Consider the following 24,245-nt stretch of genomic DNA (forward strand, 5'->3'; position numbering starts at 1 on the left):
CCGTGGCAAAGGAAAAGTTTGAACGTAATAAACCGCACGTAAACGTAGGCACCATTGGTCACGTTGACCATGGTAAAACCACTCTGACCGCCGCGCTGACCCGCGTGTGTGCAGAGGTTTGGGGCGGTAGCGCCATCGCTTTCGACGGCATTGATAATGCCCCGGAAGAGCGTGAGCGTGGTATCACCATTGCAACTTCTCACGTGGAATACGATTCCCCGACTCGTCACTACGCCCACGTAGACTGCCCCGGTCACGCTGATTATGTGAAAAACATGATCACCGGTGCCGCGCAGATGGACGGCGCGATCCTGGTATGTTCCGCTGCTGACGGCCCGATGCCGCAGACTCGCGAGCACATCCTGCTGTCCCGTCAGGTTGGCGTACCTTACATCGTTGTGTTCCTGAACAAAGCGGACATGGTTGACGATGAAGAGCTGCTCGAGCTGGTAGAAATGGAAGTTCGCGAACTGCTGAGCGACTATGACTTCCCGGGCGACGACACGCCGATCATCAAGGGTTCTGCCCTGAAAGCGCTGGAAGGCGACACCAGCGACATCGGCATGCCTGCCGTACAGAAACTGGTTGAGACCCTGGATGAGTACATCCCGGAGCCGGAGCGTGCCGTAGACCAGCCGTTCCTGATGCCGATCGAAGACGTATTCTCCATCTCCGGTCGCGGTACTGTAGTAACCGGCCGTGTAGAGCGCGGCATCATCAAGGTGGGCGAGGAAATCGAGATCGTCGGTATCCACGACACCAAGACCACCTGTACCGGTGTTGAGATGTTCCGCAAGCTGCTCGACGAAGGTCGTGCTGGTGAGAACGTTGGTGTTCTGCTGCGTGGTACCAAGCGTGATGACGTTGAGCGTGGTCAGGTGCTGGCCAAGCCGGGCTCCATCAAGCCGCACACCAAGTTCATTGCTGAAGTGTACGTGCTGAGCAAGGACGAAGGTGGTCGTCATACCCCGTTCTTCAACGGCTACCGTCCGCAGTTCTACTTCCGTACTACCGATGTAACGGGTGCTTGTACCCTGCCGGAAGGTACCGAAATGGTAATGCCGGGCGACAACGTGCAGATGGACGTTGAACTGATCGCGCCGATCGCCATGGAAGACGGCCTGCGCTTCGCTATCCGCGAAGGTGGTCGTACCGTTGGTGCCGGTGTGGTTGCCAAAATCACCGAGTAATCGTTGCTTGGTGTGAGAAAGGGGCCGCCTGGCGGCCCCTTTTTGATGCTGGTGTCAGGCCTTTGGGCGTGTGCCGGCGTGCTCTCGGGATGCCGGGAGTGGGTAGGAAGGTAAACTTAAAGGGCGAGAGCGCTTTATTTTCACTTTTTTGCCGGATTTCCCGGATTAGGGGCAAAAGGCCCTTGCAATGCCCGGGGGGAATGGCTACTATCTGCGCCCTGCTTTCGAGCAGTACCAACCGGGGCATTGTTCCCGGGCTTGTTTTGACACCACTCACCTATCCGTTAGTGATCAGGTAAGTGGGCTTTTTGCCATATAAATATGGTTCGAAACAGTCTGGAGTTTGTTAGCTATGGCTAACCAAAGAATCCGCATCCGGCTCAAGGCCTTTGATCATCGTCTGATTGATCAGTCCGCCCAAGAGATCGTGGATACGGCTAAACGGACAGGCGCGCAAGTGACGGGTCCTATCCCGCTGCCGACGCGTAAAGAACGCTTTACAGTGCTGATCTCTCCGCACGTAAACAAAGACGCGCGAGATCAGTATGAGATCCGCACCCACAAGCGGCTGGTGGACATCGTTGAGCCTACGGATAAAACCGTGGATGCGCTGATGAAGCTGGATCTGGCTGCTGGTGTGGATGTGCAGATCAGCCTGGGTTAACAACGGGCGGGTATTACCGCGACAGGTTGTGAAGAGGTAAACAATGGCGATTGGTGTGATCGGTCGGAAATGTGGGATGACCCGGGTCTTCACTGAGGAAGGTATCAGTGTTCCCGTGACTGTCATCGAAGTGACCCCGAATCGGGTCTCCCAGCTCAAGGCCGAAGAATCAGATGGCTACCAGGCCGTGCAGGTAACGGTCGGTGAGCGCCGTGCCAGCCGCGTGACCAAGGCGCAAGCCGGTCATTTTGCAAAGGCTGGTGTAGAAGCAGGCCGTGGCGTTTGGGAATTCCGTGCTGAAGCAGGTGAGCTGCAGCCGGGTTCTGAAGTGACCGTCGAAGGATTTGAAGCGGGTCAGATGATTGATGTGACCGGCACTTCCAAAGGTAAGGGTTTTGCTGGTGGCGTGAAGCGTTGGAACTTCAGCACCCAGGATATGACCCACGGTAACTCCTTGTCTCACCGTGCTCCGGGTTCTATTGGTCAAAACCAGACCCCGGGCCGAGTGTTTAAAGGCAAGAAGATGGCTGGCCATATGGGTGCTGAGCGCGTCACTGTCCAGAATCTGGAAGTGGTTCGCGTAGATGCTGAAAAGAATCTGTTGCTGGTTAAAGGTGCGGTCCCCGGTGCTACCGGTGGTGATGTGATCGTGCGTCTGGCAGTGAAGGCGAAGGCCTGAAAGAGGAATAGAGGATGAATCTCAATACTGCCTCTGGAGGTACCGTTACCGTTTCCGAAGTCGCCTTCGGCAAGGACTTTAACGAGCCTCTGGTTCATCAGGTTGTTACTGCGTTTCTGGCCGGTGCCCGTCAGGGTACCAAAGCTCAGAAAAACCGCTCTGATGTGAGTGGTGGTGGCCGTAAGCCGTGGCGCCAAAAAGGCACCGGTCGTGCCCGTGCTGGTACGATCCGTAGCCCGATCTGGCGTGGCGGCGGCAAGACATTTGCTGCGGTACCGCGTGATCACTCTCAGAAAGTGAACCGTAAAATGTACCGTGGTGCGCTCCAGTGCATCATGTCTGAGCTGGTTCGTCAGGATCGTCTGGTTGTGGTCGATGAGTTCACCGTCGGTGAGCCGAAGACCAAGGCTGTTGCAGCCAAGCTGAAAGAGCTGGATCTGACTAACGTATTGATTGTGACTGACAGTGTTGACGAGAACCTGTATCTGGGTTCGCGCAATCTGCCGAAAGTCGACGTGCGTGACGCTGATGGCGTGGATCCGGTGAGCCTGATTGCTTTCGAGAAGGTGCTTGTTACTGTGCCGGCTCTGAAGAAGCTTGAGGAGGCACTGGCATGAACCAGGAACGTATTTTGAAAGTGCTGCGTGCTGCGCACGTATCTGAAAAGGCAACAGTTCTTGCCGATCAGAATGGCACCTTCGTGTTTAAAGTGGCTAAAGATGCGAACAAGCTGGAAATCAAAAAGGCAGTTGAAGCCCTTTTTGAAGTGAAAGTTAAGGCTGTTCGTACCGCCAACATGAAAGGCAAGTCCAAATTCTTTGGTCGCGTTGCTGGTAAGCGCGCTGACTGGAAGAAGGCCTATGTTTCCCTTGAGGAAGGCCAGGACATTGACTTCCTGGGCGCAGAGTAAGGAAGGGAGTAAGGAATAATGGCGATTGTAAAGTGCAAGCCGACTTCTCCGGGCCGCCGCTTTGTAGTCAAGGTGGTCAACGAAGATCTGCATAAAGGTGCTCCCTACGCGCCGCTGTTGGAAGCCAAGAGCAAAAACGGTGGTCGTAACAACAATGGTCGTATCACCACTCGTCACAAAGGTGGTGGTCACAAGCAGAAGTATCGCTTGATTGACTTCCGTCGTAATAAAGACGGTGTTGTAGGCATTGTTGAGCGTCTGGAATACGATCCGAACCGTTCCGCGCACATTGCGCTGGTCAAGTACCTGGACGGTGAGCGTCGCTACATTCTGGCCCCCAAAGGCCTGCAGGCGGAAGACCGCATCCAGTCCGGCGAAGATGCGCCGATCAAGCTGGGTAACGCCTTGCCGCTGCGTAATATTCCGCTGGGTTCCACCGTGCACAACGTGGAAATGAAGCCCGGTAAAGGTGGTCAGCTGGCTCGCTCTGCAGGAACTTCCGTGCAGGTGCTGGCGAAAGACGGTCAGTATGTGACCCTGCGTTTGCGCTCCGGCGAGATGCGTAAGGTTCACGCCGACTGCAAGGCGACCATCGGTTCAGTATCCAACAGTGAGCATAGTTTGCGCTCACTGGGTAAAGCGGGCGCAACGCGCTGGCGGGGTGTTCGACCCACCGTTCGCGGTGCGGCGATGAACCCGGTCGACCACCCACATGGTGGTGGTGAAGGGCGCTCTTCTGGTGGTCGTCATCCGGTTACCCCCTGGGGTGTGCCGACCAAGGGCCACAAGACCCGTACAAACAAGCGCACTTCCAAGATGATTGTGCGTGACCGTCGTAAGTAAGGGATAAAGAGAGGTTCAGGCTGTGCCACGTTCACTGAAAAAAGGTCCTTTCGTGGATCACCACCTGCTCAGCAAGGTGGAAGATGCGGTGGAAGCCGGCTCCCGTAAGCCGATTAAAACCTGGTCCCGTCGCTCCATGATTGTTCCGGAGATGGTGGGTCTGACAATTGCTGTGCATAACGGCAAACAGCATGTCCCGGTAATGGTTACCGAGCACATGGTGGGCCACAAGTTGGGCGAATTCGCCCTGACCCGCACCTACCGCGGGCATATCGTGGACAAAAAGGCTAAGCGATAAGGTGACAGCCATGGCTACTGAAGTTGCAGCCCGTCTGCGCGGCGCAAGAATTTCGGCTCAGAAAGCCCGCCTCGTAGCGGACCAGGTCCGAGGCCTGGAAGTCGAGAAGGCGCTGAATCTTCTGGAATTCAGCCCGAAGAAGGCGGCAAAAATCGTTAAGAAAGTGCTGGAGTCCGCGATTGCAAATGCGGAAAACAACGACGGCGCTGACGTTGATGAGCTGAAGGTGTCCACGGTTTACGTGGATGAAGGCATGACCATGAAGCGTATTCGTCCGCGCGCCAAAGGCCGCGCCGACCGAATCCTCAAGCGTACTTGCCACATTACTGTGAAAGTCTCAGAAGGTCAGGAGTAACCAGATGGGTCAGAAAGTTCATCCGGTCGGTATTCGCCTTGGCATTGTCAAAGAGCACAACTCGCTCTGGTATGCCGGACCGAAGTCTTACTCAGACTGCCTGGTTACCGACCTGCAGGTGCGTGAGTTCCTGTTCAAGCGTTTGAAAAACGCGTCGGTGAGCCGTATCAAGATTGAGCGTCCGTCAGAGAACGTGCGTATCACTATTGCTACTGCGCGTCCGGGTATCGTGATCGGCAAAAAAGGCGAAGACGTTGAGCGTCTGCGCCGCGATGTTGCCGCTCAAATGGGCGTGCCGGTTCATATCAACATCGAGGAAGTGCGCAAGCCCGACCTGGATGCGCGTCTGGTAGGCGACAATGTCGCTGGTCAGCTGGAGCGCCGTGTGATGTTCCGTCGCGCCATGAAGCGTGCGGTTCAGAACGCCATGAAGTCCGGTGCTGAAGGTATCAAGATTCAGTTGTCCGGTCGTCTGGGTGGTGCAGAAATTGCGCGTACCGAATGGTACCGCGAGGGCCGAGTGCCTCTGCATACTTTGCGTGCTGACATCGATTACGCAAGCGTACGTGCTGAAACCACTTACGGCACCATCGGTATCAAGGTGTGGATCTTCCGTGGCGAAGTGCTTGGTGGCATGGAGCAGGTTCAGCAGGAAGAGCAGCAGAAGCAGTCCAAGGGCGCGAAGAAGCGCGGCCGCGGTTAAAGGGTAACGAACGATGTTGCAGCCGAAGCGTACCAAATTCCGGAAAGTGATGAAGGGCCGTAACCGCGGCCTGGCACAGCGGGGCAGCAAGGTGTCTTTTGGCACCATTGGTCTGCAAGCGACCGGTCGTGGCCGTATTACTGCGCGCCAGATCGAAGCGGCCCGTCGTGCAATGACCCGCCACATCAAGCGTGGTGGTAAAATTTGGATCCGGGTTTTCCCGGACAAGCCGATTACCAAGAAGCCTCTCGAAGTGCGGATGGGTAAAGGTAAGGGTTCTGTAGAGTATTGGGTTGCCCAAATTCAACCCGGCAAGATGCTTTACGAAATGGAAGGTGTGTCAGAAGACGTTGCGCGTGAAGCGTTCCGTCTGGCCGCGGCCAAGCTGCCGGTAAGCACCCGTGTCGTGACTCGGACGGTGATGTAAGCCATGAAAGCGAGCGAGCTGAAAGAAAAGAGTGTCGAAGAGCTGCAGCAGACGCAAATCGAGCTGCTTGAAGAACAATTCAAGCTGCGTATGAAGAGCGCGTCCGGTCAGATTTCTAAAACCCATGAGCTTGGGACGGTTCGCCGCAATATTGCGCGCGTTAAGACCATTCTGAGAGAGAAGCAGGGTAACTAGTCATGGCAGAGGCGAATACAATGCGCCGGACCGCTACCGGCAAAGTCATCTCTAACAAAGGTGACAAAACTATCACTGTGTTGGTAGAGCGCCGGGTCCAGCACCCGATTTACGGCAAGATCATCAAGCGTTCCACGAAACTGATGGCGCACGATGAAGAAAATGCATGTCGTGAAGGTGACCTGGTCACCATTGAGGAGTGCCGGCCGCTGTCCAAGCGCAAGACCTGGATGCTGGTAAACGTAGTTGAACAGGCGAACGAAGCCTGACGGACCGTTGCTGTGGCTGCCTGTAAAGGCAGAGTTGGAGAGATTTAGCGATGATTCAGACCGAAAGCATGCTCGAAGTCGCCGATAACAGCGGCGCCCGTCGGGTACAGTGCATCAAAGTGCTGGGTGGTTCTCACCGCCGCTATGCAGGCATTGGTGACATCATCAAGGTCACAGTGAAGGAAGCAATTCCGCGCGGCCGTGTTAAGAAAGGTGATGTAATGACCGCTGTGGTCGTGCGTACCCGTAAGGGTGTGCGTCGTCCAGACGGTTCACTGATTCGTTTCGACGAAAACGCCGCGGTGCTGTTGAACAACAACAAAGCACCGATCGGTACCCGGATCTTCGGCCCGGTAACGCGGGAACTGCGTACCGAGCAGTTTATGAAGATCATCTCCCTGGCACCTGAAGTTCTGTAAAGGCGGGTGAAGGTAATGCTCAAGATTAAGCGTGATGACGAAGTCATCGTAATTGCGGGAAAGGACAAAGGTAAGCGTGGCTCTGTTCAGCAGGTTCTGGACAACGGCCGCCTCATCGTTGCTGGCGTCAACATGGTCAAGAAACATGTTAAAGCCAATCCTAACCGTGGTACTCAAGGCGGCATCGTAGAACAGGAAGCATCGCTTAACGCTTCCAACGTTGCCATCTGGAACCCCAAGACGCAGAAAGCGGATCGTGTGGGCTTCCGTTTTGAAGACGGCAAAAAAGTGCGTTTCTTCAAGTCCAACGGCGAAACGCTGTAGGTTAGGTGACCCATGAGTGATCTGAAAAAGATTTATCAAGACGAGATCGTGCCCAAGCTGAAAGAAGAGCTTGGTCTCGGTAATATCATGGAAGTGCCAAAGATCACCAAGATCACCCTGAATATGGGTGTTGGTGAGGCCTCCCAGGATCGTAAGGCGATGGATGGTGCCCTGGCGGATATGACTGCAATTTCTGGTCAGAAGCCCCTGGTAACCAACGCGCGGAAGTCTGTTGCAGGCTTCAAGATTCGTGAAGGCTGGCCGATTGGCTGTAAGGTAACCCTGCGTGGCGAGCGTATGTATGAATTTCTCGAGCGCCTGGTTTCCATTGCCATTCCGCGTATTCGCGACTTCCGTGGTCTGAATCCGAAATCCTTTGACGGGCGTGGTAACTATTCCATGGGTCTGCGTGAGCAGATCGTGTTCCCGGAAATCGATTTCGACAAAGTCGACAAGCTGCGTGGTCTGGATATTACCATTACCACCACAGCTGAGAACGACGACCAAGCACGGGCGCTGCTGCGCGCCTTCAACTTCCCGCTGAAGGGCTAAGAGGATTTATCATGGCTAAAGAATCCATGAAAAACCGGGAAGCAAAACGCGCTAAGCTGGTTAAGCGTTTTGCCGCCAAGCGTGCAGCGCTTAAGGCGATTATCCAGGATCCCAATGCAGAACCTGAAGCGAAGTGGGATGCTCAGCTTCAGCTGCAAAAATTGCCGCGCGATTCTTCCCCGGTTCGTCAGCGTAATCGCTGCCGTATCACCGGTCGTCCGCACGGCTACTACCGCAAGTTCGGCCTGAGCCGGATCAAGCTGCGTGAAGCAGCGATGCGCGGTGATGTTCCCGGTCTGGTTAAAGCCAGCTGGTAAGCAAAGTTAAGCGGAGCGATTGCGGCATGAGCATGCAAGATACCATGGCGGATATGTTAACTCGTATTCGTAACGCCCAGATGGCCGAGAAAGTACAGGTCGAGATTCCTGCCTCCAAGGCAAAGGAAGCTGTAGCCAAAGTACTGAAGGAAGAGGGCTTCATTGCTGATTACAAGATCAGCGATGACAAGAAACCGGTAATGACGGTTGAGCTTAAGTATTTCGAAGGCAACCCGGTGATTGACACGATCAAACGGGTAAGTCGTCCTGGTCTGCGGGTCTACAAGGCCGCGGGTGAGATTCCCAAGGTCAAAGGCGGCCTGGGTATCATGATCGTATCCACCAATCAGGGCATTATTTCTGACCGCGCAGCGCGCAAAGCCAATGTTGGTGGCGAGCTGATCTGCGAAGTGTCCTAACAGAAGTGGCGTAGACGGGTTAGGTGCAGCAATGTCTAGAGTAGCTAAAAGTCCGGTAAATCTGCCGAAGGGCGTCGAAGTCAAAGTCGACGGCCAGAAAGTCACCGTTAAAGGTGGCAAAGGCAGCATGGAGCACGAAGTACACGAGCTGGTAGCCGTGTCTCTGGAAGATGGTGTGGTAACGGTTAAGCCGCACGATGATTCCCAGAAGGCGTGGGCACTGGCCGGAACCTCTCGGGCTCTGCTGAATAACATGGTGACTGGCGTTGCCGAAGGGTTTGAGCGCAAGCTTCAGCTCCTCGGTGTGGGTTATCGCGCGCAGGCTCAGGGCAAGGTACTGAACCTGACCCTCGGTTTCTCCCATCCGGTAGCTTTCGAGCTGCCCGAAGGGATTACTGTTGAAACCCCGAGCCAGACCGAAATTGTCATTAAAGGCATTGATAAGCAGCTGGTTGGTCAGGTTGCTGCCAATGTTCGGGCCTTCCGTCCGCCTGAGCCCTACAAGGGCAAAGGGGTGCGCTATGCTGATGAGCAAGTGCGCCGTAAGGAAGCCAAGAAGAAATAATTGTCGAGATTGATGCCATGAAAGACAAAAAAGTTTCACGTCTACGCAGGGCCAAGCGCACTCGCCTGAAGATTCGCGAGCTGGGCGAAGTCCGTCTCTGCGTACATCGTACCCCGCGTCATATTTATGCGCAGGTGATCTCTGTGGCTGGTGACCAGGTGCTGGCGTCTGCAAGCACGGTTGAAAAAGATCTGCGTGCTGACGCAACAGGTAATGCTGACGCAGCGGTGAAAGTTGGCCAGCTGATCGCTCAGCGTGCCAAGGAAGCGGGCATTGAGCGCGTAGCCTTTGACCGTTCTGGTTTCAAATATCACGGCCGTGTTAAGGCGCTGGCAGATGCCGCGCGTGAAAACGGTCTTGAATTCTAAGGGTGCTTGGTTATGGCGAAGGTTGATCCCAACGAAGGTCTGCAGGAAAAGCTGGTTCAGGTAAACCGGGTTGCTAAGGTTGTTAAAGGCGGCCGTATTTTCGGTTTTACCGCGTTGACCGTAGTGGGTGACGGCAAGGGTAAGGTCGGCTTTGGTCGTGGTAAGGCCCGTGAAGTGCCTGCTGCTATCCAGAAAGCCCTGGAAGCTGCCCGCCGCAACATGATTCAGGTGGAGCTTAACGGCACCACCATCCAGCACCCGATGAAGGCTCGTCACGGTGCCTCCAAGGTGTACATGCAGCCGGCCGATGACGGTACCGGTGTAATTGCCGGCGGTGCCATGCGTGCCGTGCTGGAAGTCGCAGGCGTTCAGAACGTACTGGCCAAGTGCTATGGCTCCACCAATCCGGTAAACGTGGTTCGGGCTACTTTTAACGGCCTGAAGTCCATGGCTTCTCCGGAGTCTGTGGCTGCCAAGCGTGGCAAGTCTGTCGAAGACATTCTGAACTAAGCGCAGATAACGGAATCGTTACGATGGCTGATAAGATCAAGGTAAAGCTGGTTAAGAGCATCAACGGCCGGCTGGAAAAGCATAGGGCCTGTGTGCGCGGTCTCGGTCTGCGCCGCATCGGCCACACTGTGGAAGTTGAAGATACCCCGGCAGTACGCGGCATGATCAACAAGGTCGCGTATCTGGTGCAGGTAGAGGGAGAATAAGTGATGCGTCTGAATGATCTGCATCCCGCTGAAGGTTCCCGTCCGGACGCCAAGCGCGTTGGTCGTGGTATCGGCTCCGGCCTGGGCAAGACCGGTGGTCGCGGCCACAAGGGTCAGAAGTCCCGTTCCGGCGGAACCGTGAAGCCCGGTTTCGAGGGTGGTCAAATGCCGCTGCAGCGTCGTGTGCCGAAGTTCGGTTTCACGTCCAAGCTGGCTATGGGCACTGCTGAAGTCCGTCTTGCTGAACTGGCTAAAGTTGAAGGCGATGTGATCGATCTGGCCGCCCTGAAAGCAGCCAATGTTGTGCGTCGTGACATGAAGCGCGCCAAGATTGTTCTGCAGGGCGAAATCGACCGTGCAGTAACCATTCGCGGCGTAGCGATCAGCAAAGGCGCCCGCGAAGCGGTCGAGAAAGCTGGCGGTAAAGTCGAAGAATAAGGCAGCGCTTTATGGCGAAGAATCGCGCTCAGACATTGAATGGTGGTCCGCCGAAGGCTGACAGTAGCGCAATGCGTGAGCTGTGGCGGCGAATCGGTTTTCTGTTGGGCGCCCTGGTGGTGTTCCGGATCGGGGCACATATCCCGGTCCCGGGCATGAACCCGGAAGCGTTGCAACAGATGTTCAACAACAACCGGGACACCATTCTTGGCCTGTTCAACATGTTCTCCGGGGGTTCCCTGGAGCGCATGAGTATTTTTGCGCTGGGCATCATGCCCTACATTACTGCCAGCATCGTGATTCAGCTGATGACGGCAGTAGTGCCTACCCTGGAACAGCTTCGTAAGGAAGGTGAGCAGGGTCGACGCAAGATTACCCAGTACACCCGTTATCTGACGGTATTGCTGGGTGGCATCCAGTCCTTCGGCATGGTGGCCGGACTGAACAGCCAGGGCATTACACTGCTGCCGGAAACGGCCAGCACTATGCAGGTTGCCAGCTTCTATTTTGTGGCGGTAACCACCTTGCTGACCGGTACCGTATTCCTGATGTGGCTGGGTGAGCAGATTACCGAGCGTGGTATCGGCAATGGTATTTCCATGCTGATCTTCGCTTCCATCGTGTCAGGCCTGCCTGGTGCCATTGCGCAGACTTTCGAGTCCGCCCGTACTGGTGACCTGAGCCTGATCATGATGTTGTTCGTGTTCCTCGTGGCCCTCGCCGTGATTTTCGGTGTGGTGTTCATGGAGCGTGGGCAGCGCCGTATTACGGTGAACTATGCGCGCCGTCAGCAGGGACGTCGTGTGTATGCAGCGCAGCAGAGTCATCTGCCGCTGAAGGTGAACATGGCAGGCGTGATTCCGGCTATCTTTGCCAGCTCCATTCTGCTGTTTCCGGCATCTCTGACCCAGTGGTTCAGTGATTCCAATCCGGATTCCTGGTGGGGCCAGGCACTGAGAAACGTGAGTGATGCTCTGCTGCCGGGTACGCCGCTGTATATTCTGCTGTTTACCCTGGCAATCGTGTTCTTCTGCTACTTTTATACTGCGCTGGTGTTCAATCCGAAGGATGTCGCTGACAACCTGAAGAAATCCGGCGCTTATATTCCGGGCATTCGCCCGGGCGAGCAATCTGCTCGCTATATCGACACAGTGATGGGGCGTTTGACCCTGATCGGTTCGGTATACATGACGCTGGTGTGCTTGCTGCCACTGGGTCTGCAGGCAGTTGCCAACGTGCCCTTCTATCTGGGCGGTACCTCCCTGCTGATTGTGGTGGTGGTGGTGATGGACTTCTGGTCGCAGGTTAATTCGCACCTGACGTCCACCCAGTACGAGAAGTTGATGAAGAAATCCAACCTGAAAGGGTATGGTGGCACCGGTCTGGTGCGTTAACGAACGAGGCGAGTGCGATGAAAGTTCAGGCTTCTGTGAAGAAGATCTGCCGAAACTGCAAAGTGATCCGTCGTAAGGGTCGCGTCATGGTTATCTGCAGTGCCGAACCCCGGCACAAGCAGCGCCAGGGTTAAGGTTACGTCTTCTTTTAAGTGTTTGGTTGAAATTCAGTCGGTGTAGCGCTAGACTCTGCCGCCTTTCGGCGCCCTTGAGTCTGGCGCCACCCGTTTTGTGAATCGGAGATATTCGGATGGCCCGTATTGCAGGCGTTAACATCCCGGAAAATAAGCACACGGTGATCTCTCTCACCTACATCTTCGGGATCGGTCGTACCCGTGCAGCTCAAATCTGCACCGCGGCCGGTATTGATCAGACCGCGAAAGTTCGTGATCTGAGCGGTGAACAACTTGACGTCATTCGTGGCGAGGTAGCCAAGTTGTCTACTGAAGGTGACCTGCGCCGGGAAATCACCATGAACATCAAGCGTCTGATGGACCTCGGTTGCTACCGTGGTATTCGTCATCGTCGCGGCTTGCCACTGCGTGGCCAGCGTACCAAGACCAATGCTCGGACCCGTAAAGGTCCGCGTAAACCGATTCGCAAATAAGCTGAAACGTCAGCGGCTGGATTTGGATAGGCATTATGGCTAAGTCAAAGAAAGATAGTGGCGCACGTCGTAAGAAGGTAACGCGTACCGTTGCAGACGGTATCGCCCACGTGCACGCATCCTTCAACAATACCATCATCACCATCACTGATCGTCAGGGCAATGCGTTGTCCTGGGCGACCTCCGGTGGCGCTGGTTTCCGTGGTTCCCGTAAGAGCACCCCGTTTGCTGCCCAGGTGGCTGCTGAAAACGCGGGCAATGCTGCGAAGGACTACGGTCTCAAGAATTTGGAAGTACGGGTAAAAGGCCCGGGCCCAGGCCGCGAATCTTCCATTCGTGCCCTGAATGGCTGTGGCTACAAGATTACCCATATTGAGGACGTTACGCCGATTCCGCATAACGGCTGTCGTCCGCCCAAAAAGCGTCGCGTGTAACGGGAGTTAAAGCAAGATGGCAAGATACATCGGTCCCAAGTGCAAGCTTTCCCGTCGTGAAGGCACCGATCTGTTCCTGAAGAGCGGTATCCGCCCTCTGGAATCAAAGTGTAAAGCCGAGCAGGCACCGGGTCAGGCAGCTGGCGCTAGCGGTCGTCGTCCGGCTCGTTTGTCCGATTACGGTGTGCAGCTGCGCGAGAAGCAGAAAGTTCGTCGTACCTATGGTGTGCTGGAAAAGCAGTTCCGTAGCTACTACAAGAAAGCAGCTTCCTCCAAGGGTGCAACCGGCGAAGTCCTGCTGCAGCTTCTGGAAGGTCGTCTGGATAACGTGGTTTACCGCATGGGCTTCGGCTCAACCCGTGCTGAAGCGCGTCAGCTGGTAAGCCACCGTGCGATTCTGGTCAACGGTCAGTCTGTCAATGTGGCTTCTTACCAGGTCAAGCCGGGTGACATCATCACCGTTCGCGAGAAGTCCAAAGCTCAGTTGCGCGTGAAAAACGCCATGGAGCTGGCTCAGCAGCGTGGCTTTATGCCCTGGATCGAAGTTGACGAGAAGAAGCTGGAAGGTACCTACAAGGCGAAGCCTGAGCGTATCGACCTGCCTGCCGAGATCAACGAAAACCTGATCGTCGAGCTGTACTCCAAGTAAGGACTGCCTGAGGGATCTCTATGACCGCCGTGAACGACTTTCTCACGCCCCGCTCGATCGCGGTCAACGCGATCAACCAGACCCATGCCAAGGTGGTTCTGGAACCGCTGGAGCGTGGCTTTGGCCACACCCTGGGGACTGCGCTGCGTCGCATCCTGATCTCCAGTATGCCCGGCTGTGCGATCACCGAAGTGGAGATCGACGGGGTACAGCATGAATACTCCTCCATCGAAGGGGTCCAGGAAGATGTGATCAACATCCTGCTGAACCTGAAGGGCGTTGCCCTGAAGATGGAAGATCGCGAAGAAGCGACTCTCGAGCTGGTCAAGAAAGGCCCGGGTGTTGTTACCGCGAGCGATATCCAGCGTGATCACAGTGTTGAGATCGTCAACCCGGATCATCTGATCTGCACCATTACCGGCGACACTGAACTGCGTGTGAAGCTCAAGGTGCAGAAGGGTCGCGGCTACGTAGCTGCTGACGCCCGTCAGTCTGATGACGACGAAACCCGCGGTATTGGCCGTCTGCAGCTGGATGCCAGCTACAGCCCGGTACGTCGCGTGGCTTATGTGGTTGAGGCTGCCCGTGTAGAGCAGCGTACTGACCTGGACAAGCTGGTTATCGATCTGGAAACCGATGGCACCATCGATCCGGAAGAAGCGATTCGTCGCGCTGCCACCATTCTGCAGCAGCAGATCGCTGTGTTTGTGGATCTGGAGCAGGATGCCAAGCCTGAGCCGAAGCAGGAACGCGAGGAGATCGATCCCATCCTGCTGCGTCCGGTAGATGATCTGGAACTGACCGTCCGTTCCGCCAACTGCCTGAAGGCTGAGAACATTTACTACATCGGTGACCTGGTACAGCGTACCGAGGTGGAGCTGCTGAAGACCCCGAACCTGGGCAAGAAGTCGCTCACCGAGATCAAGGATGTGTTGGCTTCCAAAGGCCTGTCGCTGGGTATGCGTCTGGAAAACTGGCCTCCGGTCAGCCTCCGTGACGACGACCGGCTGAACACCAAATTGCGCTAAGTTAGTTGTTGTGGACGCTGTGAAGCGCCCCTGAACATAGGAACAGAATCATGCGTCATCGCAAAAGCGGCAGAAAACTGAATCGGAACAGCTCTCATCGTCAGGCGATGTTCCGTAACATGGCCGTGTCTCTGCTGGAGCACGAAGTGATCAAGACCACTCTGCCGAAGGCAAAAGAGCTGCGTCGTGTGGCTGAGCCGTTGATCACTCTGGCAAAGGAAGACTCGGTAGCGAACCGTCGTCTGGCTTTCGACCGCACCCGTTCCAAGGAAGTGGTTGGCAAGCTGTTCAACGAGCTGGGTCCCCGTTACCAGAGCCGTCCTGGCGGCTACGTTCGTATCCTCAAGATGGGCTTCCGTGCCGGTGACAATGCACCGATGGCCTATGTTGAGCTGGTGGATCGCCCCGAGCTGGCGGACGCTGACGAAGAGTAAGCGTCTCAAAGCTTCAAAAAAACCGGGCATATAGCCCGGTTTTTTTATGTCTGTCGTAAGCCGGCGCTCTTGTACTATGCTGTCAGTGAGGCTGAGCAAACCTCAAGGGCAGGGCATATGGCAATCAACGGCTTTCATGCGCACGTCTATTTTGACGAATTCACCTTTTCCCAGGCGGCAGCGCTGTGTCAGGCCGCTCATCAGCGTTTCGACATTCCCATGGGGCATATGCACCGCAAACCGGTTGGGCCGCATCCGTGCTGGAGTTGTCAGCTCTCTATTCCTCGTCGTCAGGCGGGCGAGGTGATTCCCTGGTTGATGGCCAGCCGTAATGGGCTGACCATCTTCGTTCACGGGCTCAGCGGCGATGATCTGCGCGACCATACCGAGCTGGTCATGTGGCTTGGAGAAAGCCAGCCCCTGGATCTGAGTATTTTCCAGTTTTCCGCCTGATTCCCTGAACCAAGCTGCGATTAGCCTGCCACCTTGCGGCCCCGATACATCAGCCCTTTACGAGGAGTGTGTTGAGAGCGAGGCGTCTCTTTGTCGCTTGTTGGGGTGTCTACCGGCTGGCCTCGGTACAGACGCACAGCCGGCCCGTTCGAGGGGGCTGGTGGTGAGTCTTCGCCCTCCAGCTCCAGCAGCGCCAGACGAATCTCCCCGTAAAGCCGTTGCAGGCCCTGGGAGCGGGTGTGGCCCGCATAATGGGCCAGCTTCTGGCGCAGTGCCGGGTCGGTCAGTGACAGGCTCTCGTCGAATTCAGCGCGGATCAATCGGCGGCACTGATTGACCAGATTGACGATGTTGTATTGCATCAACCAGCGGTGGTCGGGGGTGGCGTCCATTTCATGTACTCCTTTGAATGGTTGCCGGAGACGGCTGCATGAGGTTGAAGCGTCAGCTTCAGGTCAGATAGAGCAAAGCAGAAAGCGTGCCACCGGCGTGGCCCTTTTTTCTGATGCGATTGCCCCGTTCGGGAACGGGGCGGGGCTGATGTGGTGCGCGTGCGCTAAGGTTGGGCGTGGCGCTTGCCGGTCAAGGCTTTCTGGCAGTTGGCGTAGAGCGTGGTGGTGGCTGGCCAGTCGGAAAAGACGCCGATGACACCTACGTCCCTCGCCAGTACATCCAGCAGGGTGAAAGTGTCGCCGTCATTATCGATTGCTGGCTGGACGCTTTGGTAGTACCAGCCGCCGCCATTGGCCAGCGGGCCGGAGCGTTCCAGGGACCAGGCGATGATATCCAGGTCGGCATCGCGTGCGGCTCGTGCATAAGGGCTTGGCACGATGTGGTTGTGGTAATCGGTGGTCACCAGCATCCACAGGGGCGGGGCGATGATATTCACACCATAGCCTTTCAGGGTTTCCATGTCTGGCTGCCAGGTGCCGGGGTTCTGCGGGTCCAGCCCTTCGGTGTCGCGGCCATCCAGATACACGGCCTGTTGGCCGTAGCGGGGGTGATGATCGATCCAGTAGCGCACGTCCTCCAGGTTGAAGGACTGGGGGTACACATCCCGCGGCGACACCCCGGCTTGTCGGTATTCCTCAATCAATTGCCGGGCATAGTCCTGCTGACTGTAATCCCCCTGATAGGGCATTGATACCTGCGGATCTTTCAGTTCCGGTGTCATCTTTACCCCCAGTTCCTGAAACAGGGTGATGCTCTCCCGGTGACTGAGCAGGGTGCCGCTTTGATTGTAGAGATCCGTGCGCCAGCTCGCTGTGCCCTGCAGATATTCTTCCACTGTGGTGGCACGGGGATTGGCGCCGTCCATCTTGCCTTTCAGGGTCTTGAACTCGGCCAGGGTAATGTCACTGGTGCAGCAGCGGGCGCGGGCCGGCTTGCTGCCATCAAAGGGAGTGAAAGGTTCGCTGCACTGGCTGGCCAGTTCGGTGTCGAGAATATTGGTGGTGGTGTGCAGGTCGCACTGGGAATGGCGGCAGACCAGCTCGCGATCCTTGGTAAACGCCACATCGCATTCCACGATGCCGGCGCCCATGCGGGCCGCCGCACGGTAGGACTCTTCGGTATGTTCGGGGAATTGCAGCGGGGCCCCGCGATGGCCGATGGAGAAGTCGCTGGCTTGCTGTGGCCGTCGCTGGCTAGTGCATTCCTGCAGCGCCTGCTTGAGCGGCCCTTCATCCATGTTTGCAACCAGGTAATAGGGGCGCGGCCCAAGCTCCACGCTGTTGTGCGCCCCGTGCCCGGCACAGGCTGCCGCCACCGCGCCGATGGCAAGGGTGGCGATGAGTCCTTTCAGTGCCCATATCCGTTTCATGATCAGCCTCCAGAGTGAGTGATGGGGCTGAGTCTGCAACGACAGTATGACGGCTGGATGGGCGGTACACTGCGGCTGTGTGACCATGCCGCGAAGTGTGTCGCCGTTCACGGTGAGGCCTACTTCAGCATGCTTTTCAAAAAGCGTCCGGTGTGACTGCCCTTCACCTTGGCCACTTCCTCCGGCGTGCCTTCGGCAATAATTTCGCCGCCGCCGTCGCCACCTTCCGGGCCCAGATCCACGATCCAGTCGGCCGTCTTGATCACATCCAGGTTGTGTTCGATCACCACCACGGAGTTGCCGTGGTCCGCCAGCCGGTTGAGTACGTCCAGCAGTAGCTGGATATCGTGGAAGTGCAGGCCGGTGGTGGGTTCGTCGAGGATATAGAGGGTGTTGCCGGTATCGCGGCGGGACAGTTCCTTGGCCAGTTTCACCCGCTGGGCTTCGCCGCCGGACAGGGTGGTGGCGGCCTGGCCCAGTTTCACGTAGCTCAGGCCGACGTCCATCAGGGTCTGCAGTTTGCGGGCCAGGGAGGGGACCGCATCGAAGAATTCACGGGCGTCTTCGATGGTCAGGTCCAGCACCTCGAAGATGTTCTTGCCCTTGTAGGTGATTTCCAGGGTTTCCCGGTTATAGCGTTTGCCTTCGCAGACTTCACAGGGCACGTAGATATCCGGCAGGAAGTGCATTTCCACCTTGATCACGCCATCGCCCTGGCAGGCTTCGCAGCGACCGCCTTTCACGTTGAAGCTGAAACGGCCGGGCTTGTAGCCACGGGCGCGGGCTTCCTGGGTGCCGGCGAACAGTTCGCGCACCGGGGTGAAGATGCCGGTGTAGGTGGCCGGGTTGGAGCGTGGGGTACGGCCGATGGGGCTTTGATCGATATCCACCACCTTGTCGAAATGCTCCAGCCCCTCGATGGACTCGTAAACAGACGGCGTGAGCGTGGTGGCCTTGTTCAGTTTGGTGGCCGCCAAAGGGTACAGGGTGCTGTTGATCAGGGTGGACTTGCCGGAGCCGGAAACGCCGGTGATGCAGGTGAACAGCCCCACCGGGATGTTCAATGGGTGACCCTTCAGGTTGTTGCCGGTGGCACCGTGCAGGGTTAGCCAGTGATCGGCCTCGTTCTGCCGTCGTTGTTTGGGGATAGCGATCTGTTTGCGGCCGGACAGGTAGTCCCCGGTGAGAGAGTCCGGGTTGTCGGCCACGTCCTGGGCGCTGCCCTGGGCGACTACGGTGCCACCATGGACGCCGGCCCCGGGACCGATGTCGATCACGTGGTCGGCCAGGCGGATGGCTTCCTCGTCGTGTTCCACCACCAGTACGGTGTTACCCAGGTCACGCAGGCGGGTGAGGGTGCTCAGCAGGCGCTCGTTGTCGCGCTGGTGCAGGCCGATGGACGGCTCATCCAGCACGTACATGACGCCCACCAGGCCGGCGCCGATCTGGCTGGCCAGACGGATGCGCTGGGCCTCGCCGCCGGACAGGGTTTCTGCGCTGCGCTCCAGGGTCAGGTATTCCAGGCCTACGTTGACGAGAAACTGCAGGCGATCGCGGATCTCCTTGAGAATCTTGTCGGCGATCTCGCCCTTGCTGCCGGGCAGGTTCAGGTCACTGAAATAGGCATGGGCCTTGCCGACCGCCAACCGTACCACCTCCGGCAGGGTGGTTTCTTCGATAAACACGTGACGGGCCGCCTCGCGCAGTCGCGAGCCATTACAGCTGGGGCAGCTGGAGGTGGACATGTAGCTGAGCAGATCCTCGCGCACCGCATCGGATTCGGTTTCCCGGTAGCGCCGCTCCATATTGGGGATGATGCCCTCGAACGGATGGTTGCGTTTTATAATGTCGCCGCGGTCGTTCAGATAACGGAATTCGATGCTTTCCTTGCCGGTGCCATGGAGGACTTTCTTGCGGATATCCCCGGGCAGCTCGCGAAATGCCACGTCCATGTCGAAACCCAGGCTCTGAGACAGGGAGTTGAGCATCTGGAAATAGTAGACATTGCGGCGGTCCCAGCCGCGGATGGCGCCTTCCGACAGGGACAATTCGTCGGAATTGATCACCTTGTCCTCGTCGAAGAACTGCTTCATGCCCAAACCATCACAGCTGGGGCAGGCCCCGGCTGGATTGTTGAAGGAAAACAGCCGCGGTTCCAGTTCGGGGATCGAATAGCCGCAGTGCGGGCAGGCAAACTTGGCCGAGAAAGTCACTTCCTCGCCATCGCCGTCCATGGGGGCAATGATGGCGATGTCGTCAGCCAGATTAAGGGCGGTCTCAAAGGATTCCGCCAGCCGGTTCTGCAGGTCGTCACGGACTTTGAAGCGATCCACCACTACTTCGATGGTGTGCTTCTTGTTCTTGTCCAGATCCGGTGTGTCATCCATGTCATAGATGCGCCCGTCGATACGCGCGCGGATAAAGCCCTGGGCGCGCAGCTCTTCGAACAGGTGCAGGTGCTCGCCTTTCTTTTCGCGAATCACCGGCGCCAGCAGCATCAGCTTGCTGCCTTCTTCCATGGCCAGTACCTGATCCACCATCTGGCTGATGGTCTGGGCAGCCAGCGGCGCCTCGTGCTCCGGACAGCGGGGTTCGCCCACCCGGGCGAACAGCAGCCGCAGGTAATCGTAGATTTCGGTAATGGTGCCCACGGTGGAGCGGGGGTTGTGGCTGGTGGATTTCTGCTCGATGGAAATGGCCGGGCTGAGCCCTTCGATGTGATCCACATCGGGCTTCTCCATCATCGACAGGAACTGGCGGGCATAGGTGGAGAGGGATTCCACATAGCGGCGCTGGCCTTCCGCGTAAAGGGTGTCGAAGGCCAGTGAGGATTTGCCGGAGCCGGACAGGCCGGTGATCACCACCAGTTTGTCACGCGGGATATCCAGATCCACGTTCTTCAGGTTATGAGTCCGTGCACCGCGGACCAGAATGGTATCCATCAACTACCCCTGACTACTGTCAAAATGAACAGGGCAGTATAGGCGAATTCGTGTGAAGGGGAAAAGAAAGGCGCGCTTTCCTGCAGCCCGCTTCACGCGGGCACGCAAAAAAGCGTGCGAGCGTGTTGCGTGCGGGGTTGCTACAGGTTCTCTTGTGCCCAGTTCACCGCCTGCAGGCGGTTGGAGGCGTTGATCTTCTTGAAGATATTGTAGATGTGCGTCTTGATGGTGTGCGGGCTCAGATTCAGGCTGGAGGCGATTTCCGAATTCTTGGCGCCGGTGGCCATGACTTTCAGCACTTCCACTTCCCGGTCGGTAAGGTTTACCTCGCTACGGGAAAAGGTCTTGTTGAAAGTGCGGCTTTTCATCAGATAGGCCTGCAGCACGGCGCGTGGGAACCACAGCTCGCCGTCGAAAATTGCCTTGATGCCTTTGCTCAGCAGTGCCTGGGGGCAGTCATGCTGAAAACCGCCATTGACCATGGGCAGGCCGGCCAGGCGGGAGAGCGAATCGTCGCTGTCCACATTGAACAGGGCAATCAGAACGTCGTTTTCCACTTCCTGATCTGCTTCCAGGAGATGGGCGATCACCTCGTTCACGTCGACACTGTGGTAATCCACCAGAAACAGGTTCTGGTCAAATTCCCGTAGGGTTTCCACGGAGATGGTCTCTACCGAGGGAATGCTCTTGCTAGCCACTTCTTCCTTGACGAGAAATTCGGTGAGCAGGGCATTTTGCAGTTGCTGGCTGCCTACTACGTAAACTTGCTGGGTTTGTTGTTGGCTGTTCATCGATGCCGTCCATGATGTCTCAGGCAAAGCCTAAGAAAAAAAACTTATCAGCGTGTGAATTTATCACCGCTTTGACCGGGGTTCAATTTACCATTGCCCGGTTTTACTGATTTCACGATCTCGGAGCGCCAAAGTGGGGCACTGTGTCCTGGTCCGGCCCGGTGGGGAATCTGATACACTGCCCGCCTTTTTGTAGTGGCCGTGACGTTGCGGCCTCCCGTTTCTGGAGCAACAAGCGTTCATGTCGGCATCTTCTTCCCGTGTCCTGCAGCGAACAGAGCTGAAAACCACCGGCTATCTGGCGACCATCTTCGCGCTGCGGATGTTCGGCCTGTTCATGATTTTGCCGATTTTTGCGGTCTACGGGCAATCTCTGGAAGGTGCGACACCGCTATTGATCGGTACCGCCATCGGTGCCTACGGGCTGATGCAGGCCCTGCTTCAGATTCCGTTTGGCATGCTCTCCGACCGTTTCGGGCGGCGCCCGCTGCTACTGATCGGTCTGCTGTTGTTTGTGGCCGGGGGCGTGGTGGCGGCCATGAGTGATCATATCCATGGCGTCATTGCCGGGCGCGCCCTGCAGGGCGCCGGCGCTATTGCCAGTGTGATCATGGCGCTGATCGGCGATGTGGTCAGCGAAAAGCACCGTACCCGGGCCATGGCCCTGATCGGCATGTCGGTGGGTGGTTCCTTTGTGCTGGCACTGATCCTGGGCCCGCTACTGGCTAGCTGGCTGGGGTTGTCCGGCCTGTTCTGGATGACGTCGGTGATGGGCGTTTTTGCCTTGCTGGTAGCCATGGTGGTGCCGGCACCACGGGCGTTGCAAGGTGAAGCCTTGCCGGTGAGGGTGCGTTTCCGTCGTGTGCTTGGCAGCGAGACATTGCTGCGCTTTGACGTGGGCATTTTTACCCTGCACCTGATCATGACGGCCTCATTTGTGGTGGTGCCGGCTCTGCTCAGCGAACGACTTGGGCTGGGGCTGCGCAGCCACAGCCTGATCTACCTGGGCGTGCTGGTGGCCGGGTTCGTGGCCATGGTGCCGCTGATCATCCGTGCCGAACGGCGTGGCGCAGTGCCGGTGAAGCGGCTGGCGGTGGTGCTGCTGGCGGTGTCACAGATCCTTCTGGCGGTGGCTGGGGCCGAGCTGTGGCACTTTGTGCTGGCTCTGTTGGTATTCTTTGCTGCTTTTAATCTGCTTGAGGCGCTGCTGCCCTCACTGGTGGGGCGTGCGGCGCCGGCGGGAACTCGTGGCACGGCCATGGGGGTATACTCCACCAGTCAGTTTCTGGGCGTCTTTGTCGGCGGGCAGCTGGGCGGTGCGCTGTACCAGTGGGTAGGCGCTGAAGCCGTCTTCTATGGCTGTGCACTGCTGGCGGCGGTCTGGCTGGTGGTGCTGACGGGGCTGCGGGAGCTGCCGAAACTGGATAACCGGGTGCTAATGCTGGCGCCGGGCCAGGACTGGCAGAAACTGGCCCGTGAGCTGCAGACGGTGCCCGGTGTGGTCGAGACGGTGATCGTCGAGGAGCAGGCCCTGGCCCTGCTCAAGGTAGATGCCGGGCTGCTGGATGAGGCCCGACTTGCGGGACTCGCGAGCGCCGGGCAAAGCTGACACAATGATTGGCTTGATCTGACATGCATTTCAGAAACCGGTGATTTACCTGGCAGGGTATCGCCGGCTACAACAGTACTGACCCTGAGAGTCACGGAGAGAAACATGGCGCGCGGCGTTAACAAGGTAATTCTGATTGGCAACCTGGGGGCTGACCCGGAAACCCGTTTCATGCCCAGTGGTGGCGCTGTCACCAATGTTCGGCTGGCCACCAGCGAAAGCTGGAAAGACAAGCAGAGCGGGCAGATGCAGGAACGCACGGAATGGCATCGGGTGGTATTTTTCAACAAGCTGGGCGAGATTGCCGGTGAGTACCTGAAGAAGGGCTCCAAGGTTTATATCGAAGGCTCCATTCGTACCCGTAAGTGGCAGGGCCAGGATGGCCAGGACCGCTACACCACTGAAATCGTCGCCAACGAGATGCAGATGCTGGATGGCCGTGGTGACGGCGGCGGTGGTCAGGGTGGTGGCTATGCGTCCCAGGGTAATCAGGGTGGTTACCAGAACCAGAATGAGAACTACGGTGGTGGGGGCAGTGCTGCACCGCAGCAGAATCAGCCCTCCGGCCAGAGCCAGAATCAGGGTGGCTTCAGTGGCCCGGCGGACGATTTCGACGACGATATCCCGTTCTGAGAACCGCCATGCCTCGTACTTTGACGCTGACACTGGTCTTCATTGTCAGCTTGTTGGTTTTCTTGACTGTCAGCATGCCTGCCGCCGTGGTAGTGGAGCGAGTCCCTGCCGTGCGGTTGGCCGATGCTGCGCTGACCCTGTCCGAGCCCCGTGGGCGCTGGTGGCAGGGCCAGGCCCGTTGGCGCTGGAAGCAGCTGCAGGGCTCGCTGGACTGGACCCTGGACTGGCACGGCCTGGTGCCGGGCGCGCAACTGGCCCTGCGCAGTGATCAGGGGCAACAGGCGAACCTGTCAGGCTGGGTCGGCGCGGACTGGGGTGACTGGCAGGTAGAGCAGGCGCGCCTGTCCTTGCCGGTGGCGCTGGTGGCGGAACATGTTCCCCAGGGCGGCGCCGACGGCCGGGTGGATGCGGTGCTGATGTCCCTGCGGATTGCCGATGACACGATCGGTAACCTGCAGGGTACTCTGGACTACACTGGCGGTACGGTGACCTGGGGGAATAACGGCTCCGCCACGGTGCCGGAGTTACAGGGGCGTTTGAGCATGGAGGGCCAGGTGCCCACGCTGCGGGTGAAAGATCCCCAGGGAGAGCGTCTGATGCATGCACGCATCAGTGAAGGTCGTTTCCATCTGGAAGTGATGCGTGCGTGGCCGTTGTTGCTTGGTGTCAGCCAGGGCGGTAGCCCGGATGATGTGGTATTCCAGATGTCCCAACCGTTCTCGCTAAAACGTAGTCAGGGTTGAGAAGCAGAAAACCCAGTTTCAGTAACACTATATTGCAATAATTTGCCTTAAAATC

Annotated in this window: 37 protein-coding genes; 33 read left to right on the forward strand and 4 right to left on the reverse strand. The window is 57.3% G+C overall.

The window, feature by feature from the left end; all coding sequences use genetic code 11:
* Positions 1 to 2 precede the first annotated feature (2 nt).
* The 30 genes from tuf (at position 3) to KZ772_RS16215 (ending at position 15,650) form a co-directional block, all read left to right on the forward strand.
* Entirely contained in the window at positions 3 to 1,190 is a 1,188-nt protein-coding gene (tuf, locus tag KZ772_RS16070) for an elongation factor Tu (protein ID WP_290537489.1), read from the forward strand.
* A gap of 352 nt (positions 1,191 to 1,542) precedes the next feature.
* The gene (gene rpsJ, locus KZ772_RS16075; RefSeq protein WP_022986497.1) at positions 1,543 to 1,854 is read left to right on the forward strand and encodes a 30S ribosomal protein S10; all 312 of its coding nucleotides are present in this window, start codon (positions 1,543 to 1,545) and stop codon (positions 1,852 to 1,854) included.
* 43 nt (positions 1,855 to 1,897) lie between these two features.
* Positions 1,898 to 2,533: a 50S ribosomal protein L3 gene (gene rplC / locus KZ772_RS16080; protein ID WP_035249924.1), complete on the forward strand. Its 636-nt coding sequence runs from the start codon at positions 1,898 to 1,900 to the stop codon at positions 2,531 to 2,533.
* Positions 2,534 to 2,547: 14 nt separating this feature from the next.
* Positions 2,548 to 3,150: a 50S ribosomal protein L4 gene (gene rplD, locus KZ772_RS16085; RefSeq protein ID WP_290508863.1), complete on the forward strand. Its 603-nt coding sequence runs from the start codon at positions 2,548 to 2,550 to the stop codon at positions 3,148 to 3,150.
* Positions 3,147 to 3,443, forward strand: a complete 297-nt coding sequence (rplW, locus tag KZ772_RS16090) for a 50S ribosomal protein L23 (protein WP_035249926.1) — start codon at positions 3,147 to 3,149, stop codon at positions 3,441 to 3,443. The genes rplD and rplW overlap by 4 nt, the downstream gene beginning before the upstream one ends.
* Before the next feature lie 18 nt (positions 3,444 to 3,461).
* Positions 3,462 to 4,286, forward strand: a complete 825-nt coding sequence (rplB, locus tag KZ772_RS16095; protein WP_290537490.1) for a 50S ribosomal protein L2 — start codon at positions 3,462 to 3,464, stop codon at positions 4,284 to 4,286.
* A 22-nt stretch (positions 4,287 to 4,308) separates the two neighbouring features.
* Positions 4,309 to 4,584: a 30S ribosomal protein S19 gene (gene rpsS / locus KZ772_RS16100; RefSeq protein WP_035249928.1), complete on the forward strand. Its 276-nt coding sequence runs from the start codon at positions 4,309 to 4,311 to the stop codon at positions 4,582 to 4,584.
* Positions 4,585 to 4,594: 10 nt separating this feature from the next.
* Positions 4,595 to 4,939, forward strand: coding sequence for a 50S ribosomal protein L22 (gene rplV, locus KZ772_RS16105; protein ID WP_062817664.1), 345 nt, complete (start codon positions 4,595 to 4,597; stop codon positions 4,937 to 4,939).
* Positions 4,940 to 4,943: 4 nt separating this feature from the next.
* Complete coding sequence (gene rpsC / locus KZ772_RS16110; protein ID WP_062817663.1) at positions 4,944 to 5,642, forward strand: 30S ribosomal protein S3; 699 nt, start codon at positions 4,944 to 4,946, stop codon at positions 5,640 to 5,642.
* 13 nt (positions 5,643 to 5,655) lie between these two features.
* Positions 5,656 to 6,069 carry a 50S ribosomal protein L16 gene (gene rplP, locus KZ772_RS16115; RefSeq protein ID WP_035249931.1) on the forward strand — a complete coding sequence of 138 codons (414 nt, stop codon included), beginning with the start codon at positions 5,656 to 5,658 and terminating at the stop codon, positions 6,067 to 6,069.
* A gap of 3 nt (positions 6,070 to 6,072) precedes the next feature.
* Entirely contained in the window at positions 6,073 to 6,264 is a 192-nt protein-coding gene (rpmC, locus tag KZ772_RS16120; protein ID WP_011587694.1) for a 50S ribosomal protein L29, read from the forward strand.
* 2 nt (positions 6,265 to 6,266) lie between these two features.
* Positions 6,267 to 6,533, forward strand: coding sequence for a 30S ribosomal protein S17 (gene rpsQ / locus KZ772_RS16125; protein ID WP_290508861.1), 267 nt, complete (start codon positions 6,267 to 6,269; stop codon positions 6,531 to 6,533).
* Between the two features lie 50 nt (positions 6,534 to 6,583).
* On the forward strand, positions 6,584 to 6,952 hold the full coding sequence (gene rplN / locus KZ772_RS16130) for a 50S ribosomal protein L14 (protein WP_022986486.1): 369 nt from the start codon (positions 6,584 to 6,586) through the stop codon (positions 6,950 to 6,952).
* 15 nt (positions 6,953 to 6,967) lie between these two features.
* The gene (gene rplX, locus KZ772_RS16135; protein ID WP_290508860.1) at positions 6,968 to 7,276 is read left to right on the forward strand and encodes a 50S ribosomal protein L24; all 309 of its coding nucleotides are present in this window, start codon (positions 6,968 to 6,970) and stop codon (positions 7,274 to 7,276) included.
* Between the two features lie 12 nt (positions 7,277 to 7,288).
* Positions 7,289 to 7,828, forward strand: a complete 540-nt coding sequence (gene rplE, locus KZ772_RS16140) for a 50S ribosomal protein L5 (RefSeq protein WP_290508859.1) — start codon at positions 7,289 to 7,291, stop codon at positions 7,826 to 7,828.
* Between the two features lie 11 nt (positions 7,829 to 7,839).
* Entirely contained in the window at positions 7,840 to 8,145 is a 306-nt protein-coding gene (gene rpsN / locus KZ772_RS16145) for a 30S ribosomal protein S14 (protein WP_035249935.1), read from the forward strand.
* 26 nt (positions 8,146 to 8,171) lie between these two features.
* On the forward strand, positions 8,172 to 8,564 hold the full coding sequence (gene rpsH, locus KZ772_RS16150) for a 30S ribosomal protein S8 (RefSeq protein WP_062817658.1): 393 nt from the start codon (positions 8,172 to 8,174) through the stop codon (positions 8,562 to 8,564).
* A gap of 31 nt (positions 8,565 to 8,595) precedes the next feature.
* Positions 8,596 to 9,129, forward strand: a complete 534-nt coding sequence (gene rplF, locus KZ772_RS16155) for a 50S ribosomal protein L6 (RefSeq protein WP_290508858.1) — start codon at positions 8,596 to 8,598, stop codon at positions 9,127 to 9,129.
* A 17-nt stretch (positions 9,130 to 9,146) separates the two neighbouring features.
* Positions 9,147 to 9,497 carry a 50S ribosomal protein L18 gene (gene rplR / locus KZ772_RS16160; RefSeq protein ID WP_035249939.1) on the forward strand — a complete coding sequence of 117 codons (351 nt, stop codon included), beginning with the start codon at positions 9,147 to 9,149 and terminating at the stop codon, positions 9,495 to 9,497.
* A 12-nt stretch (positions 9,498 to 9,509) separates the two neighbouring features.
* On the forward strand, positions 9,510 to 10,007 hold the full coding sequence (rpsE, locus tag KZ772_RS16165) for a 30S ribosomal protein S5 (protein WP_035249941.1): 498 nt from the start codon (positions 9,510 to 9,512) through the stop codon (positions 10,005 to 10,007).
* A gap of 23 nt (positions 10,008 to 10,030) precedes the next feature.
* A complete protein-coding gene (gene rpmD / locus KZ772_RS16170; protein ID WP_062817655.1) occupies positions 10,031 to 10,213 on the forward strand; it encodes a 50S ribosomal protein L30 in 183 nt (60 codons plus the stop codon).
* Positions 10,214 to 10,216: 3 nt separating this feature from the next.
* Positions 10,217 to 10,651 carry a 50S ribosomal protein L15 gene (rplO, locus tag KZ772_RS16175; protein WP_290508866.1) on the forward strand — a complete coding sequence of 145 codons (435 nt, stop codon included), beginning with the start codon at positions 10,217 to 10,219 and terminating at the stop codon, positions 10,649 to 10,651.
* An 11-nt stretch (positions 10,652 to 10,662) separates the two neighbouring features.
* Positions 10,663 to 12,045, forward strand: coding sequence for a preprotein translocase subunit SecY (gene secY / locus KZ772_RS16180; RefSeq protein ID WP_290537491.1), 1,383 nt, complete (start codon positions 10,663 to 10,665; stop codon positions 12,043 to 12,045).
* A gap of 17 nt (positions 12,046 to 12,062) precedes the next feature.
* Positions 12,063 to 12,179, forward strand: a complete 117-nt coding sequence (rpmJ, locus tag KZ772_RS16185; protein ID WP_008928865.1) for a 50S ribosomal protein L36 — start codon at positions 12,063 to 12,065, stop codon at positions 12,177 to 12,179.
* 116 nt (positions 12,180 to 12,295) lie between these two features.
* A complete protein-coding gene (gene rpsM, locus KZ772_RS16190) occupies positions 12,296 to 12,652 on the forward strand; it encodes a 30S ribosomal protein S13 (protein ID WP_062817653.1) in 357 nt (118 codons plus the stop codon).
* Positions 12,653 to 12,687: 35 nt separating this feature from the next.
* Complete coding sequence (rpsK, locus tag KZ772_RS16195) at positions 12,688 to 13,086, forward strand: 30S ribosomal protein S11 (protein WP_011587706.1); 399 nt, start codon at positions 12,688 to 12,690, stop codon at positions 13,084 to 13,086.
* Positions 13,087 to 13,102: 16 nt separating this feature from the next.
* On the forward strand, positions 13,103 to 13,735 hold the full coding sequence (gene rpsD / locus KZ772_RS16200; RefSeq protein ID WP_062817652.1) for a 30S ribosomal protein S4: 633 nt from the start codon (positions 13,103 to 13,105) through the stop codon (positions 13,733 to 13,735).
* 20 nt (positions 13,736 to 13,755) lie between these two features.
* Complete coding sequence (rpoA, locus tag KZ772_RS16205) at positions 13,756 to 14,763, forward strand: DNA-directed RNA polymerase subunit alpha (protein WP_290537492.1); 1,008 nt, start codon at positions 13,756 to 13,758, stop codon at positions 14,761 to 14,763.
* Positions 14,764 to 14,813: 50 nt separating this feature from the next.
* Positions 14,814 to 15,197, forward strand: coding sequence for a 50S ribosomal protein L17 (gene rplQ / locus KZ772_RS16210; protein ID WP_062817650.1), 384 nt, complete (start codon positions 14,814 to 14,816; stop codon positions 15,195 to 15,197).
* A 117-nt stretch (positions 15,198 to 15,314) separates the two neighbouring features.
* Positions 15,315 to 15,650: a DOPA 4,5-dioxygenase family protein gene (locus KZ772_RS16215; RefSeq protein ID WP_290537493.1), complete on the forward strand. Its 336-nt coding sequence runs from the start codon at positions 15,315 to 15,317 to the stop codon at positions 15,648 to 15,650.
* Positions 15,651 to 15,670: 20 nt separating this feature from the next.
* Here KZ772_RS16215 and KZ772_RS16220 read toward each other — a convergent pair whose 3' ends face one another.
* The 4 genes from KZ772_RS16220 to KZ772_RS16235 all read right to left on the reverse strand — a co-directional run bounded on the left by KZ772_RS16220 (position 15,671) and on the right by KZ772_RS16235 (position 21,205).
* Entirely contained in the window at positions 15,671 to 16,042 is a 372-nt protein-coding gene (locus KZ772_RS16220) for a hypothetical protein (RefSeq protein ID WP_290537494.1), read from the reverse strand.
* A 164-nt stretch (positions 16,043 to 16,206) separates the two neighbouring features.
* The gene (locus KZ772_RS16225) at positions 16,207 to 17,472 is read right to left on the reverse strand and encodes a glycerophosphodiester phosphodiesterase family protein (protein WP_290537495.1); all 1,266 of its coding nucleotides are present in this window, start codon (positions 17,470 to 17,472) and stop codon (positions 16,207 to 16,209) included.
* Between the two features lie 119 nt (positions 17,473 to 17,591).
* Positions 17,592 to 20,414 (reverse strand): excinuclease ABC subunit UvrA, encoded by a 2,823-nt coding sequence (gene uvrA, locus KZ772_RS16230; RefSeq protein WP_290537496.1) that lies wholly within the window; start codon positions 20,412 to 20,414, stop codon positions 17,592 to 17,594.
* A gap of 140 nt (positions 20,415 to 20,554) precedes the next feature.
* On the reverse strand, positions 20,555 to 21,205 hold the full coding sequence (locus tag KZ772_RS16235) for a response regulator transcription factor (protein ID WP_290509083.1): 651 nt from the start codon (positions 21,203 to 21,205) through the stop codon (positions 20,555 to 20,557).
* 241 nt (positions 21,206 to 21,446) lie between these two features.
* Here KZ772_RS16235 and KZ772_RS16240 point away from each other — a divergent pair, with 241 nt between their 5' ends.
* From KZ772_RS16240 to gspN, 3 genes are all read left to right on the forward strand, one after another.
* A complete protein-coding gene (locus KZ772_RS16240) occupies positions 21,447 to 22,814 on the forward strand; it encodes an MFS transporter (RefSeq protein WP_290537497.1) in 1,368 nt (455 codons plus the stop codon).
* Positions 22,815 to 22,919: 105 nt separating this feature from the next.
* Positions 22,920 to 23,447 (forward strand): single-stranded DNA-binding protein, encoded by a 528-nt coding sequence (gene ssb, locus KZ772_RS16245; protein ID WP_290537498.1) that lies wholly within the window; start codon positions 22,920 to 22,922, stop codon positions 23,445 to 23,447.
* 8 nt (positions 23,448 to 23,455) lie between these two features.
* Positions 23,456 to 24,190, forward strand: a complete 735-nt coding sequence (gene gspN, locus KZ772_RS16250; RefSeq protein ID WP_290537499.1) for a type II secretion system protein N — start codon at positions 23,456 to 23,458, stop codon at positions 24,188 to 24,190.
* The last annotated feature ends 55 nt before the right edge of the window (positions 24,191 to 24,245 follow it).

The sequence above is a fragment of the Alcanivorax sp. genome (genome assembly GCF_019431375.1).
GTDB classification, from domain to species: Bacteria; Pseudomonadota; Gammaproteobacteria; order Pseudomonadales; family Alcanivoracaceae; genus Alcanivorax; species Alcanivorax jadensis_A.